11 protein-coding genes and 1 other RNA gene are annotated in these 14,459 nt (G+C 51.6%); 11 read left to right on the top strand and 1 reads right to left on the bottom strand.

The genetic code is table 11. The annotated features are described in order from the left end of the window. The first annotated feature begins 330 nt into the window (after nucleotides 1–330). The 4 genes from NFR57_RS08725 (at nucleotide 331) to rnpB (ending at nucleotide 3,776) form a co-directional block, all read left to right on the top strand. On the top strand, nucleotides 331–462 hold the full coding sequence (locus NFR57_RS08725) for a hypothetical protein (protein WP_275557181.1): 132 nt from the start codon (nucleotides 331–333) through the stop codon (nucleotides 460–462). Nucleotides 463–527: 65 nt separating this feature from the next. After that, complete coding sequence (locus NFR57_RS05560) at nucleotides 528–2,204, top strand: ribonuclease J (protein ID WP_251182850.1); 1,677 nt, start codon at nucleotides 528–530, stop codon at nucleotides 2,202–2,204. A gap of 35 nt (nucleotides 2,205–2,239) precedes the next feature. Beyond that, a complete protein-coding gene (locus NFR57_RS05565) occupies nucleotides 2,240–3,394 on the top strand; it encodes a peptidase U32 family protein (protein ID WP_251182851.1) in 1,155 nt (384 codons plus the stop codon). A gap of 59 nt (nucleotides 3,395–3,453) precedes the next feature. Next, an RNA gene (gene rnpB, locus NFR57_RS05570) (RNase P RNA component class A) lies at nucleotides 3,454–3,776 on the top strand. Nucleotides 3,777–3,857: 81 nt separating this feature from the next. Here rnpB and sigK read toward each other — a convergent pair. Beyond that, nucleotides 3,858–4,541, bottom strand: a complete 684-nt coding sequence (sigK, locus tag NFR57_RS05575) for an RNA polymerase sporulation sigma factor SigK (RefSeq protein WP_251182852.1) — start codon at nucleotides 4,539–4,541, stop codon at nucleotides 3,858–3,860. 197 nt (nucleotides 4,542–4,738) lie between these two features. Between sigK and NFR57_RS05580 the strand changes: the two genes are divergently transcribed. The 7 genes from NFR57_RS05580 to hslU all read left to right on the top strand — a co-directional run bounded on the left by NFR57_RS05580 (nucleotide 4,739) and on the right by hslU (nucleotide 14,456). Then, nucleotides 4,739–6,250 carry a glycosyltransferase family 39 protein gene (locus tag NFR57_RS05580; RefSeq protein WP_251182853.1) on the top strand — a complete coding sequence of 504 codons (1,512 nt, stop codon included), beginning with the start codon at nucleotides 4,739–4,741 and terminating at the stop codon, nucleotides 6,248–6,250. Nucleotides 6,251–6,253: 3 nt separating this feature from the next. Beyond that, nucleotides 6,254–7,798: a YifB family Mg chelatase-like AAA ATPase gene (locus NFR57_RS05585; RefSeq protein ID WP_251182854.1), complete on the top strand. Its 1,545-nt coding sequence runs from the start codon at nucleotides 6,254–6,256 to the stop codon at nucleotides 7,796–7,798. 2 nt (nucleotides 7,799–7,800) lie between these two features. Beyond that, the gene (gene dprA, locus NFR57_RS05590) at nucleotides 7,801–8,862 is read left to right on the top strand and encodes a DNA-processing protein DprA (RefSeq protein ID WP_251182855.1); all 1,062 of its coding nucleotides are present in this window, start codon (nucleotides 7,801–7,803) and stop codon (nucleotides 8,860–8,862) included. 15 nt (nucleotides 8,863–8,877) lie between these two features. Further along, nucleotides 8,878–11,142 carry a type I DNA topoisomerase gene (gene topA / locus NFR57_RS05595; protein ID WP_251182856.1) on the top strand — a complete coding sequence of 755 codons (2,265 nt, stop codon included), beginning with the start codon at nucleotides 8,878–8,880 and terminating at the stop codon, nucleotides 11,140–11,142. Then, entirely contained in the window at nucleotides 11,129–12,427 is a 1,299-nt protein-coding gene (gene trmFO, locus NFR57_RS05600) for a methylenetetrahydrofolate--tRNA-(uracil(54)-C(5))-methyltransferase (FADH(2)-oxidizing) TrmFO (RefSeq protein WP_251182857.1), read from the top strand. Before topA ends, trmFO begins: the two co-directional genes overlap by 14 nt. A gap of 173 nt (nucleotides 12,428–12,600) precedes the next feature. Then, nucleotides 12,601–13,134 (top strand): ATP-dependent protease subunit HslV, encoded by a 534-nt coding sequence (gene hslV, locus NFR57_RS05605; RefSeq protein ID WP_251182858.1) that lies wholly within the window; start codon nucleotides 12,601–12,603, stop codon nucleotides 13,132–13,134. Next, a complete protein-coding gene (gene hslU, locus NFR57_RS05610; RefSeq protein ID WP_251183009.1) occupies nucleotides 13,131–14,456 on the top strand; it encodes an ATP-dependent protease ATPase subunit HslU in 1,326 nt (441 codons plus the stop codon). The genes hslV and hslU overlap by 4 nt, the downstream gene beginning before the upstream one ends. Nucleotides 14,457–14,459: the final 3 nt, after the last annotated feature.

Genomic DNA, 14,459 nt, shown 5'->3' on the forward strand with positions numbered 1-14,459 from the left:
AGGCGCGGCTAGTAACAATTTAGGGCTTTTGCCCGCATATGAGAAACCCCCGGCTTCGCCGGGGGAGTTTCATTGCGCCGTTAATTTCATGTAATGGGTAGGCGACTGATAGCAATAAATTTAAGATAATGGTTTTAGCAATTTAATATATTGCTTTGAAACTAACTTGTTATTGCAATGGACGGCGGGCGAATTGCGCCGAATATTTAAAATTTACAAAACCTTTTAAAAAGTAGTTGTGTTTTTTTTGTAAATGGGTTATAATGATTGTGACGCGAGGTTAGTCGCACAAGTCATTTTAATAACGGAATAATACACGGTCGCTTTTATATGTTTGCGGTTTTCGGCGTTGTCGGCGCGGAAACAAATTTGCCCCGTAATTATTCGAGCTTAAAGCTCATCATGCGACATCTTTTCGACGCGGAGTTTAATCGCTTTGCGTTGCGCCGCGAGGCGGATTAAAATATATAAACTCACGGAGCAATCCGTTTACATAACACAAGTAATATCAATCGGAGGCAAATATTTTGCAACAAAAAAAGTTTGTCGAGCCAGTGCTTAAAGTCATATTTTTAGGCGGCGTGGGCGAAATAGGAAAGAATATGACCGCGCTCGAATTCGGCGAGGACATTATAATTATCGACTGCGGATCGACTTTTCCGACGTCGGACACACCCGGCGTGGATTTGATTATCCCCGATCCCGCGTACCTGCTTTTAAACAAGGACAAGATTCGCGGCATAGTCATAACGCACGGACACGAAGATCATATAGGTTCTGTTCCGTACTTCTTAAAAGAGTGTAACGTGCCCGTATACGGCACGCGGTTGACGCTAACGCTCATAGAAAACAAATTGCGCGAAATGCGTATAGACAACGCCAAGCTAAACGTCGTTCAACCGGGTAACGTTATATCGCTCGGCAGAGCGTTCAAAGTGGAGTTTGTCAAGGTGTCGCACTCAATCGCGGGGTCTTGCGCGCTATCCGTTTCGACGCCCGTCGGCACGGTGTTCCACACGGGCGACTTTAAAGTCGATTACACGCCTATCGACGGTAATATGATAGATTTGCAACGCATTGCGGAAATAGGCAAGCAGGGCGTTTTGCTGTTGCTTTGCGAAAGCACCAACGTCGAGCGACCCGGCACGTCTATGAGCGAAGCGACGGTCGGACGATCTATGCGCAACATATTTAACGAGAACAAAGACAGGCGACTTATTATCGCCACGTTCGCGTCCAACATACACCGCCTGCAACAGATTATCGATCTTGCGGCGGAGTTCGGCAGGAAGGTCGCGTTTTCGGGCAGGTCTATGATAAACGTCGCGGAGTGCGCGGCGCGCATAGGCGAGCTTAAAATAGACAGAAGTCAGATTATAGATATAGAAAAAGTCAAAAATGTTGACGATAAAGACTTGGTTATTTTGACGACGGGCAGTCAGGGCGAGCCTATGAGCGCGCTCACGCGCATGGCGTCCGACGATTTTTCCAAAGTAAAGCTCGGTTACAACGATACGGTAATACTCTCCGCGCACCCGATCCCCGGCAACGAACGTATGGTGTATTCTGTTATAAACAACGTGTACCGTCACGGCGCGCGCGTTATTTACGAAAGTCTTGCGGAGCTTCACGTTTCGGGACATGCCTGCCGCGACGAGCTGTCGCTCATGCACGCGCTGTTAAAACCGCAGTATTTTATTCCCGTTCACGGCGAGCACAGACACTTGCAAAAGCATGCGGAGCTTGCCGTCGCAATGGGCGAACAGCCGTCGCATATAATAATAACCGATATAGGCGACTGCGTTTACGTTTCGCACAAGACGTTCAAAATCGGCGAGCAGGTTGCTTCGGGCAGTCTTTTGGTGGACGGCTTGGGCGTGGGCGACACGGACAGCTCTGTTTTGCGCGACCGCAAACATCTTGCGGAGGACGGCTTGCTTATCGCCGTAATTTGCATTGACGAACTATCGGGCACGGTGTCGGCAATCGACATTACGTCGCGCGGCTTTGCTTACGACAAAGAGGGCGGCGACGACTTTTTCGAGAGCTGCCGCGAGGCTGTCGCGCGCATACTGTCGGGCATGGACTTGCGCGATTGCGAGCGCAATATGCTCAATAACACGATCAGAAAAGAGCTCAAAAACTATATATTCAAAAAGACTCGGCGCAGTCCGATGATTCTTCCCATGGTGATAGATTGTTGACCAACGTTCCCGAACTATTAGCGCCCGCGGGCGATATGAAAAAGCTGGACGTCGCGCTCGAATACGGCGCGGACGCGGTTTATCTTGCGGGTAAAAAACTGGGCATGCGCGCCGCGTGCAAAAATTTCGACTACGACGGGCTTAAAGCCGCGTCGCTCGCCGCGCACAGTCGGCGCAAAAAGTTTTACGTCACGCTCAATATTTTCCCCAACGATAAGGATTTGGAGGGCGTGGACGAGTATATCGACTACCTTCAAAGTCTGCACGTGGACGGGCTTATAATTTCCGATTTGGGACTTATAGAGCACGTTACAAGCAAGCACGCCAACGTACCCGTGCACGTTTCGACGCAAGCCAACGTCATGAACAGCATGACCGCGCGTGTGTATGCCGATATGGGCGTAAAAAGAATAGTGCTCGCGCGCGAACTCAACTTAACCCAAATACGCAAACTGCGCGACGGTTTGCCCGACGACGTTACGCTCGAAGCGTTTGTGCACGGCGCGATGTGTGTGTCCTATTCGGGCAGGTGTTTGCTGTCCAATTATCTTACCGGAAGATCCGCCAATCGCGGCGAATGTAATCAGGCATGCCGCATGGTGTTTACGCCCGAAATAGGCGGGGGCGGCTTGGAATTTGCGCAGGACGACGGAACTTATATTTTCGGCGGAAACGATTTAAACATGATCGAGCATTTGGACGAGCTTGCCGACGCGGGCGTGTCGTCGTTCAAAATTGAAGGCAGGGTCAAATCCGAATATTACGTCGCGTGTATAGTCAACGCATACAGAAAGGCGATAGACGCGGTTGCAGCGGGCAAGCGCGTGTCGACCGAATACGTTGCGGAAACAAAAAAAGCTCCCAATCGCGGATTTAACACGGGATTTTATTACGGTCAGCCCGCGCACGACGAAACGCCGCAAAAGTATTACGAGTTTTGCGGTATGGTCATGCACGATTCGCCCGACGGCGCGGTGGTCGAAATGCGCAACCGTTTTAAAACGGGCGAAAAGTTGGAGGTACTGTCGCGCGACGACGGCTATCTTAACAAGATAATAATCGTGCCCGAAATGACCGACGATAACGGCGAAAAGACAACCGACGCAAAAGTGCCGTGCAAACGTTACACTCTGTGCGGCGTAAGATTGCCCGAACTGTCTATATTGCGCCGTGCGCCGATAACCGCATAAATAGTAATCGCACTGTTTATAACGCTTGCAATCCCGATTAAATAGTGATATAATATTTTCGAGATGACCGGACGGTTGCGTTTTTAACGAGGAAAGTCCGAACACCGCAGGACAGAACGCCGGCTAACTACCGGTGAAGGCGACTTCAAGGAAAGTGCAACAGAAAATAACAGCCTTAATATTTAAGGCAATGGTGAAAAGGCGAGGTAAGAGCTCACCGTCGAGGCGGTAACGCCCCGAGCCGTGTAAACCCCGTTCGGTGCAAGACATAAGGGTTAAGGTGGTCCGCCGTCCTTTACAATCGCTCGACCGCAAGCGGCAACGCTTCGGCAAGATAGATAACCGTCATAACAGAATTCGGCTTACGGGTCATACTCACGCTCACAGACATTGTTCTGTGAGCATTTTTTTACGGATTTTTGCTGTCGCGTCGCGGATAACTAAACTGCGGACGGGCGATATATCAGTGAATCGCTTTGGTGATTTTTCCGATAGCGCGTTTTTCTATGCGCGACACGTAAGAACGCGAAATATTTAGTTCTTTTGCCACTTGCGATTGAGTTTGCGCCTCTTTGCCCGTTAGCCCGTAACGCATGGAAATAACTTCGCGTTCGGGATCGGACAGCACCTTATTCATTACTTCTTTTACTTTTTCGAGGACTATGCTGTTTTCAATCTCCGCATAGCCGTCGCCCTGTTGCGGGATTACGTCCATGAGCGCAATGTCGTTACCCTCTTTGTCGGTGCCGACCGATTCGTAAAGGCTTACCGCCTGTCGGTGCTTTTTATTGGCGCGTATGTACATTAAAATTTCGTTTTCGATACACTTGGCGGCGTAAGTGGTCAGCTGGCAACCCTTATTCGGCTCGAAAGTTTCTATTCCCTTGATTAGCCCGATGCTTCCGACGCTTATAAGATCGTCGGCTTCGCCCGCATTGTTGTACTTTTTGACGATATGCGCGACAAGTCGCAGGTTGTGCCTAACGAGCAAGTCGTATGCTTCGCGGTCGCCGTTCTTTTTGTAGCGGTCGAAGTACATGCGTTCTTCCTCGGCGGGGAGAGGCTTGGGAAAAGACCCGTTGTTGTTGACGAACGACGTAAAAAAGAAGATACGCGACAGGAACGTCATAAATGTTTCGATTATCATAGACCCTCGCTTTCGACTGATTTGGTATGGGCGTCGGAGTTCTATTGTATGCCGAATAATGTCGAAATTTGCCTGTCCGTTTTATTTTGTGTAGGCAAGGTTGAGCGGATCGGGCTAAAACATGGGTACTTTTATATAAAAATTCTTGCAATTATAAAAATAATTTGTTACAATAAACCGAAGAGAGGGCGGTTACATTGATTTTTTTATCACAAAACGGAGTTTCTGCGACGTCCAACGCGGTTATAGCGGTATTTTTGGCGGCGCTCACGGCGTTATCTATAATAGGACTTATCGTGTGCCTTTGCAGGTTTACGGACAGCGACGGGCAGGTGAAAAACACAGCGGTCGCGTTTTTGCTTATATTCGGCGCGGGGTTTGCCGTAAGACTGATATTCGCTCTGTGTGTTCGAGGGTATCGCGACGATTACGCGTTGTTTACGGGCATGTTCAACCATCTTAAAAACTACGGATTAAGCGGTTACTATAACGGCGACGCGTCGGTCGTGCTTTATCCGACCGTGTACTTTATATATTTGATTTTCGGCGGGCTGTCCAATGTCACGGGCTTTTCGCAGTACGGCTTGGGCACGCAGTTTATGATTAAACTACCGCTAATAATAGCCGACCTGCTCGCGGCTTTTGCTGTTTACAAAATAGCAAAGCGATATTTCAACAAGCGCGTCGGCTTGGCGTTGTGCGCGTTTGTGTGCGTGTGTCCCATATTCTTTATAGGATCGAGCCTGTGGTGCACGCCCATAACCTTTACCGTCATGTTCGCATGCTTCGGGTGCTACTGCCTCGCGCAAAAGAAGTATATCGGAACGATCGCGCTTATGACTGCGGCGGCGTTTTCGAGCAAAGAGGGCATATATCTGTTCCCTGTGACGTGCGTGTTTTGCGCATATCATTTCGTTAAAGCAATCGCAAATATCAGACGCGGCAAACCGCAGGGCGTGAGCATACTTGCCGACGACTATCGCGCGGCGGTGACTGTGCCTGTCGGATTTATTGCCTCGCTTGTCGGCGCGTATGTTTTGGGACTGTTCGCGATTGCTTCGTACAGCTACAATCCTTTTACGTACATTTATCAATTTTTGCTCGCGCCGCTCGTAGACTGGAAGTATTTTACTTTCAACGGGTTAAGCGTGTACGCAATATTCAATCAGAACGGCAGTGTGCCGAGCGCGCGTTTTCCGTCGTGGCTGTTCGTTTGCATATTTATCGCAATAATAGTTGCGGTCGTGTGCGTCGTGTATTTTTCCAAGCGCAACCGTGCGACTATGGTCATGCTCGCGGCGTACGCGCTGTACACCATGCAATCATATTACCCGGGATCGACGGCTATCGGGTTTCAGAGCGTGTTTATCGTTTTGATAGCCGCATACGCGCTCGTGCGCGATAAGCGACTGTTGACGGTGCTGTTTGTTAGCGGTATTGCTTACGTCATAAACTCGGTGACAACGCTGGGCGCGGCGGGGTATCTCAATAATTTAAGCGATTACAATTTCGGAACGGAACAAATATTGCTCACGGGCGCAATGAGCGCCGTGCCTATTGCGTGCTCGGTTGTGACGGTGCTTGCGCATTTGTATTTTACCGTCGTTACGGTCAGCGTGGGCATGACGGGGCAAAAGAAGATGTTGGAGCACAGAGAAGGAATTTTACCCGCTATTAAAGAGTATTTTTCGGTTAAGAGGGTTCGATAATAGATGCTTGCGAGAATAAACAGCTATGCGCTTAACGGGCTTGACGGGTACGGCGTTACGGTCGAGGTCGATATACATGCCGGCTTGCCCGCGTTCGACGTCGTGGGTTTGCCCGACGCGGCTGTAAAAGAGTCGCGCGAGCGCGTGCGTTCCGCAATCAAAAACTGCGGTTACGATTTTTCGCCGCGCAAAATTACCGTCAATCTCGCGCCCGCATACACCAAAAAGGAAGGACCTATTTTCGACCTTGCAATAGCTTTGGGCATACTGTGTTCGACCGAGCAGGCGGGTGTGGATATGCACCTTAAACCGCTCGACGCGGTTCGCGAATACGCGTTTTTGGGTGAGTTGTCTTTGTCGGGGGCGGTCACGCGCATAAACGGCGTAATGCCCATGCTAATATCCGCGCGCGAGCGCGGCGTGAAAAAGATCGTCATTCCGCGCGCAAACGCCAACGAAGCAAAATACATACACGGCATAGACGTTTACGCCGTCGAAACGCTTAAAGACGCGGTCAAGCTGATAAACGGCGAGGTCGCAATGCCGCTTGAAAAAAGCGACATAAGTATAGGCGGTTCGGTAGATTGCGGCGAGGATTTAAAATACGTAAAAGGTCAGTATTCGGCTAAACGCGCGCTGGAAATAGCCGCGGCGGGCGGGCATAATATCTTAATGATAGGCGCGCCAGGGGGCGGAAAGACCATGCTTGCCAAGTGTCTGTCGGGTATTCTGCCCGATATGACCGAGCGCGAAATTTTGGAAACGACCAAAATTCACTCCGTTGCGGGTATACTCGACTGCGAAAAAGGCATTGTCGCGTCGCGTCCGTTTCGCAGTCCGCACCACACCGCGAGCAGAGTGTCATTAACGGGCGGCGGCGCGGCGGCAAAACCCGGTGAGATAAGTTTTGCGCATAACGGCGTATTGTTTTTGGACGAGCTTCCCGAATACCCGCGAAGCGTGCTCGAAATATTGCGCCAACCGCTCGAAGACGGCGTAGTAAGCGTGTCGCGCGCGTCGCGGTCGGTCGAGTATCCCGCCAATTTCATGCTTGTGGCAAGCATGAATCCTTGCCCGTGCGGATATTACGGGTCGCAAGTTCACGAGTGTTCTTGCTCGACATCGCAAATTCAGAAATACATGTCGCGAATATCGGGTCCGTTACTCGATAGGATTGATTTGCACATACAGGTGGACGAAGTAAATTACGACGACTTGACATCGGACGTCGAGGCGGAAAGTTCGGCTTGCGTGAAAGAGCGGGTGAACGCCGCGCGGGAATTGCAAAACAAACGCTATGCGGGCACGACGGTGCACTCCAACGCCGATATGACGAGCGCAATGATAAAAAAATATTGCGTACTCGACGGCGCGGGCGAAAAAATACTGCAAGCCGCGTTCGACAAACTCGGCATGTCTGCTCGCGCGTATACGCGCATTTTAAAGGTGGCGCGCACGATAGCCGATCTTTGCGGCGCGCCCGATATTTCGGCAAAGCACGTTGCGGAAGCTGTGATGTACCGCGCTCTCGATAAGGCGGTAAAATAACAATGTTGATGTCCGATCTTTATCTGTGGTTGTCGTACTCGCACGTTCCCACTGCCAAAATAAATAAAATCCTGCAAAAGATGTCGCCGACGGCGTTGTGGGACGCGTTTGCCGAAGAAAGCAAATATATTCTCGACGATAAAACTTTCAACGCGTTAAAGCGCACGCGCAACGTCGAATATATCGAACGCGCAAAACAATACCTTGAAACAAATAATATCAAATACGTCACGCGCGCCGATCCGATATATCCGTCGTTGCTTATGCAGTCGGAAGTCAATCCTCCGCCCGTGCTTTATTACAAAGGCAAGATCGAGATCGCGCGCGATCCGTGCATTGCCGTCGTCGGCACGCGCCGAGCGTCGCAGTACGGCAGATATGTTACGGACAGGATAGTACGTGAACTTGCGGGCGCGTTTACGGTAGTAAGCGGGCTTGCCGCGGGAATAGACGGGTTTGCGCATACCGCCGCGCTCAATGCCGGCGGCAACACCGTAGCAGTGCTCGGTAGCGGAATATTTCACGCTTCGCCGTCGTCCAATCTTCGACTGTTCGATGAAATTTGCAAGAGCGGGCTTGTTTTGAGCGAATATCCGCCCGACGTGCATGCGTCCGAATACACGTTTCCGCAACGCAACAGGTTGATAAGCGGGCTGTCCAAGGGCGTGCTCGTCGTGGAGGCCGCGGAGCGAAGCGGGTCGTTAATCACCGCTAATTGCGCGCTCGAACAGGGCAGAGATGTGTTTGCGGTCATGGGCGACGTGGATAAAACGCGGTCTGTCGGCACAAACAAACTTATAAAAGACGGCGCGGTGCCCGTGACGTGCGCGGCGGATATTTTGGAATATTACTCCGTGTCCGCCAAAAAATCCGAGCCTAAAACGGTGGCTTTGGATTTTACGGAACAACGCGTTCTCGACGAATTGTCCGCGGGTGAAAGGTCGTTCGACGGCTTGACCGAAGCGTGCGGACTGACCGCCGCGGAACTGAACACGGCGTTGTCCGCGCTCATAATCTACGGATTGGTTCACGAAAAAGCTAAAAATTTGTATTGCGTATCGTAAAAAAGGAGATATACGGTGAAACTTGTTATTATAGAGGGTTTCGGTAAGCTCGAAACCGTGCAAAAATACCTCGGCAGCGGATATAAAGTTTTCGCAACGGGCGGACACGTCCGCGACTTGCCGTCCAAGCGCTTGGCGGTGGACGTAAAAAACGATTTCGAGCCGACATACGTCGTTATGGACGACAAAAAAAGCGTTGCCGAAAGCCTTAAAAAAGCGGCGAGCGGCGCAGAAACGGTGTTGCTCGCAACCGACCCCGACCGCGAGGGCGAGGCTATTTCTTGGCACGTTGCAACTTTGCTCGATATTCCCGCCGACGCGCCCGTGCGCATCGAATTTAACGAAATAAGCAAAAACGCCGTGCAAACCGCGCTTAAAAACCCGCGCGCCATCGATAAGAATTTGGTGGACGCACAGCAGGCGCGGCGCGTGCTCGACAGGCTTGTCGGCTACAAGGTGTCGCCCGTGCTTTGTCAAAAAATCCAAAGCAATTTGAGCGCGGGCAGGGTGCAGTCCGTTACGCTTCGGCTTGTCGTGGACAGAGAACGCGAAATTCAAGCGTTCGTGCCCGAGGAATACTGGAACTTCTTTTCCCATCTAAAAACCGAAAGCGGCGAAAATATTAAAACCGCGCTCAACGGGTACAAGGGCGAAAAGATTAAACTGTCGTGCGAAGACGACGTTAAAAAATTGGTGTTCGACCTCGAAAACGCGCAATATACGGTTAAAAACGTCAAAAAGAGCGTGACGAAATCGCACCCTTACGCGCCGTTTATCACGTCCACAATGCAACAGGACGCAATGAACAAACTCGGCATGAGTTTGCGCCAAACGTCGTCCGCCGCGCAAACGCTTTACGAGGGCGTGGAATTGCCTAACGAGGGCAAAGTCGCGCTTATAACTTATATACGAACGGACTCCACGCGCGTATCGAGCGCAGCCATTGCCGCCGCGCGCGAATATATCGGCAAAAATTACGGCGACAAGTACTTGCCCGAAAAACCCAATTATTACGCGTCCAAAAAGAGCGCGCAGGACGCGCACGAAGCGATTCGTCCCATTTCGCTCGACCGCACGCCCGAAAGCGTAAAGCCGTATTTAAACAAATACAATTACATGCTTTACAATCTTATATATAAGCGGTTTTTGGCGAGCCAAATGGCGGACGCGACATATAATTCCGTGTCCGTGGACATTGCCGCCAACGATTACGATTTCCGCATAAGCGGCAGAACGCCCGTGTTCGACGGCTTTACAAAGGTCTATGCGGCGGCGGAAAAGCCGTCGTCCGACGACGATAAGTCGGACGATAACAAGCGTGTGCCCGAACTTACCGTGGGCGAAACGCTGGGCTTTGTCAAACACGAATACGAACAGAAATTCACAAAGCCGCCCGCGCGCTACACCGAAGCGAGTCTTGTAAAAGCCATGGAAGAAAAGGGCATAGGCAGACCTGCGACATACACGCCGACGGTCACGCTGTTGTTCTCGCGCAAGTATATAGAAAAGAGCGGGCGCGCTATTGCCGCTACCGAACTCGGTTGCAAAGTTACGGACATGCTCGTTAAGTATTTTCCCGACATTATGGACGTCGGGTTCACGGCGAATATGGAGAGCGAACTCGACGGCATAGAGGAAGGCGGCGTGCGCTGGCAAAACGTAGTCGCGGGATTTTACGAAGGGTTCGAGGATAAAATCAAAGCGGCGAAGGGCGACGATTATACGCTTAAAGCTCCCGATGAACAGACCGATTTCGAGTGCGAAAAATGCGGCGCAAAGATGGTCATAAAGACGGGCAGATTCGGCAAGTTTTTGGCATGCCCCAACTATCCCAAATGCAAGAACACCAAAAATTTGGACGAAAACGGCAATATTTCCGAGCCGAAGGCTCCGGAGGTGTCGGACGTCGTCTGCGATAAGTGCGGCGCCATGATGGTGGTTAAAACGGGCAAATACGGCAAATTCTTGGCGTGCCCCAACTATCCCAAGTGCAAAAATATAGTAAACCTCGATAAGCCCGCGGACGCGAACGAACCGCCGCTTCCGCCGTGTCCCAAGTGCGGAAAACCGCTTAAAAAGATAACGACGCGCAAGTCGGTGTTTTACGGATGCTCGGGTTATCCCGACTGCGACTTTGCGTCGTCCGATCCGCCTACCGGCGAAAAGTGTCCGGAGTGCGGCGCGCCGCTCGTTATGAAAACGGGCAAAAACGGCAAGTATGTCAAGTGCATTGGCAAGACCTGCAAGTACAAAAAAAGCGTTGAAAATGACGGCAAGTAAAACCGTAAACATTATAGGCGGCGGGCTTGCGGGGTCTGAAGCCGCGCTGTATCTTTCGGCACGCGGAGTGTCGGTTAGGCTGTTCGAGGCTAAACCGTCGTGGCGTTCGCCCGCGCACAAGAGCGCGGATTTTGCGGAAATAGTTTGTTCCAACTCGCTCAAAAGCACCGCGGAAACAACGGCGAGCGGTGCGCTAAAAAACGAGCTCGGCGTTATGGGTTGCGCGCTATTGAATATCGCGCGGCAAAACGCAGTGCCTGCGGGTAGCGCGCTCGCGGTCGATCGCGATCGTTTTTCCGCCGCAGTCACAGATGAAATACGTTCGCGCGAAAATATCGAGATTGTCAACCGAATAGTGCGCGACATTGATGTGTCGGAGCCTACGCTCGTTTGTGCGGGACCTGTATGTCACGACGATCTTGCGCAGTCGCTCGCGACGTTGACGGGCGAGCGATCGTTGCATTTTTTCGACGCCGCAGCGCCCATAGTGACGGCGGAAAGCATAGACATGTCGCGCGCGTTTTTCGGCGCGCGGTACGGCAAGGGCGGCGACGACTATCTTAATTGCCCCATGACAAAGGACGAATATCTTGCGTTTCATGTCCAACTGATAAACGCCGAGCGCGTCGTTGACGAAATAGGCGGCGTGTTCGAGGGGTGCATGCCCGTCGAGGTAATGGCGGCGCGCGGCGTGGACGCGTTGCGATTCGGTCCGCTTCGCCCCGTCGGGTTCAGAGATGCGGGTAAACCGTATGCAGTGTTACAGCTTCGGCGCGAAAATTGCGCGGGCACGCTGTTTAATCTTGTGGGGTTTCAGACAAATCTTAAATTCGGCGAACAAAAGCGCGTATTCTCCATGATCCCCGCGCTCCAAGCCGCGGAGTTTGTGCGGTACGGCGTTATGCACCGTAATACCTTTATAAACGCGCCCGTCGCGTTGAATTCCGATCTGCGGCTTAAAAACTATCCCAACGTGTTTATTGCGGGGCAGTTGTGCGGCGTTGAGGGGTATGTGGAGAGCATAGCGACGGGATTGCTGGCGGCGATAAACGTCGAGCGCATGTTGCGCGGCGAGCCTACCGTCGTGCCGCCCGTCGAAACTGTGCTCGGCGCGCTGTGCAATTATATCACTTTGCCCAATGTAAACTTCCAGCCCATGAACGCCAATTTCGGCGTGCTTCCGCCTATGGACAGCGTTAAAAAAGCGGAGCGCAAGCGCGCGTATTATGACCGAAGCGACCTAAAAATCCGCGAGTGGGCGCAAAGCGCAATATACGGCGGCTAAATATCCGCAATTTTGTTGTCAACCGCGCGCCGTTGTGATATAATTAAAAGGCAAGCGAGAGCGCACAAAAACGGACAATCGCGGACATGCGTAAGCGCGATAGCAAGTAATACTTTTAATGCGACGGATAAAAATACCGATTGTAATAAATTCTCGAAAGGAGTTAACTCGATATGAAACTTGAAGGAACGACCATTATAGGCGTTCGCCGCAACGGTCAAACCGTGATTGCGGGCGACGGACAGGTTACGCAAAATCAGCAGGTTATAATGAAAAGCAACGCGCGCAAAGTGCGCCGCGTGTACAACGACAGCGTTATTTTGGGCTTTGCCGGCTCTGTAGCCGACGCGTTTACGTTGAGCGAACGCTTTGAAGAAATGCTCAATAAGTTTTCGGGCAACCTTATGCGCGCGGCGGTGGAACTCGCCATGCTTTGGCGCGGCGACAGAGCTTTGCGCCAGCTCGAAGCGCTTATGATAGTCGCGGACAAAACCGATATGTATATCGTATCGGGTAGCGGCGACGTGATAGAACCCGAACATGGCGTGTGCGCTATCGGCTCGGGCGGAAACTATGCGCTCGCGGCGGGCAGGGCGCTTTTAGACAACACCGATATGACCGCCGAGCAAATCGCGCGCGAAGCAATGCACATCGCTTCCGATATTTGCATATTCACCAACTCCAATATCGTTGTGGAGGTCGCATAATGAATCTAACGCCCAAGCAAATCGTCGCGGAACTCGACAGATATATTATAGGACAGACAAAAGCCAAGCGCGCCGTGGCGATTGCGTTGCGCAACCGTTACCGCAGAAGTCAACTGCCCGAAAGCGTGCGCGACGAAATTACGCCCAAAAACATTATCATGAAAGGACCGACGGGCGTCGGCAAGACGGAAATCGCGCGGCGGCTCGCCAAAATCATGCGCGCGCCGTTTATCAAGGTGGAAGCTACAAAGTACACCGAGGTCGGCTATGTCGGGCGCGACGTGGAGTCAATGATACGCGATCTCGCGGAGACGGCGGTGCACCTCGTCAAGGAAGAGCAAATGGCGGAGGTGGAGAGCAAAGCCCGCGCGTTTGCCGAACAAAAGGTTATAGACGCGATTGTCAAGGCGCGCAAAAAAAATAATTCGGACATTGCCGAAAACGTGTTGAAAGCGCAGATTGCTGACGAACTTCACGACGGCAAGCTCAAAAATACCGTTATAGAAATCGAACTCGCGGAACGCATGCCGCAAATGGAAGCAATGCCGGGGATGGCGATTGATCTTAACCTCGGCGAAATGCTGGGAAGCCTCGGCAGTCTTATTCCGCAAAAGAAAAAGCGCCGCAAAGTTTCCGTCGAGGAAGCTGTCGCGCTGTACATGGAAGAAGAAAGCGAGCGGCTTTTGGATATGGACGCTATCAAAGCGGAGGGCATTAAGCGCGCGCAAGAGGACGGCATTATATTTATCGACGAAATCGATAAAATAGCCAACAAGCAAGGCTCCGGCGGCGGCATGGACGTATCGCGCGAGGGCGTACAGCGCGATATTTTGCCAATAGTCGAGGGTTGCACCGTTATGACCAAGTACGGCGCAATCAAAACCGATTATATTCTGTTCATTGCGGCGGGCGCGTTCCAAATTTCGAGCGTCACCGATCTTATCCCCGAACTGCAAGGACGTTTCCCCATACGCGTCGATTTGGAATCGTTGACTTACGAGGATTTTATTCGCATATTCACCGAGCCCGAAAACGCAGTGACGCGGCAGTATGCGGCAATGCTGTCTGTCGAGAATATAGAACTCACGTTCACGCCCGAAGCTATCGAGGAAATGAGCCGCATAGCCGCCATGGAAAACGAAACGGGCGAGGACATCGGCGCGCGCAGACTTCACACTATTTTGGAAAGTTTGCTCGAAGACATCAGCTTTAATGCCGACGGAAACAATCCGCAAATACAGGTGGTAGTAGACAAAGCCTACGTGGAAGAACATCTTGCAAAGGAAATTTCCGCGCACAACCTCAAAAAATTCATTTTATAGCAG

The sequence above is a fragment of the Anaerocaecibacter muris genome (assembly GCF_943192945.1).
Lineage (GTDB): Bacteria > Bacillota > Clostridia > Christensenellales > Pumilibacteraceae > Anaerocaecibacter > Anaerocaecibacter muris.

What these genes read in the sequence shown, in the direction of transcription:
- NFR57_RS08725 (WP_275557181.1), top strand. Translation starts at nt 331, where the DNA reads ATGTTTGCGGTTTTCGGCGTTGTCGGCGCGGAAACAAATTTGCCCCGT.
- hslV (WP_251182858.1), top strand. Translation starts at nt 12,601, where the DNA reads ATGAAACTTGAAGGAACGACCATTATAGGCGTTCGCCGCAACGGTCAA.
- trmFO (WP_251182857.1), top strand. Translation starts at nt 11,129, where the DNA reads ATGACGGCAAGTAAAACCGTAAACATTATAGGCGGCGGGCTTGCGGGG.
- sigK (WP_251182852.1), bottom strand. Translation starts at nt 4,541, where the DNA reads ATGATAATCGAAACATTTATGACGTTCCTGTCGCGTATCTTCTTTTTT.
- dprA (WP_251182855.1), top strand. Translation starts at nt 7,801, where the DNA reads ATGTTGATGTCCGATCTTTATCTGTGGTTGTCGTACTCGCACGTTCCC.
- NFR57_RS05585 (WP_251182854.1), top strand. Translation starts at nt 6,254, where the DNA reads ATGCTTGCGAGAATAAACAGCTATGCGCTTAACGGGCTTGACGGGTAC.
- NFR57_RS05565 (WP_251182851.1), top strand. Translation starts at nt 2,240, where the DNA reads ATGAAAAAGCTGGACGTCGCGCTCGAATACGGCGCGGACGCGGTTTAT.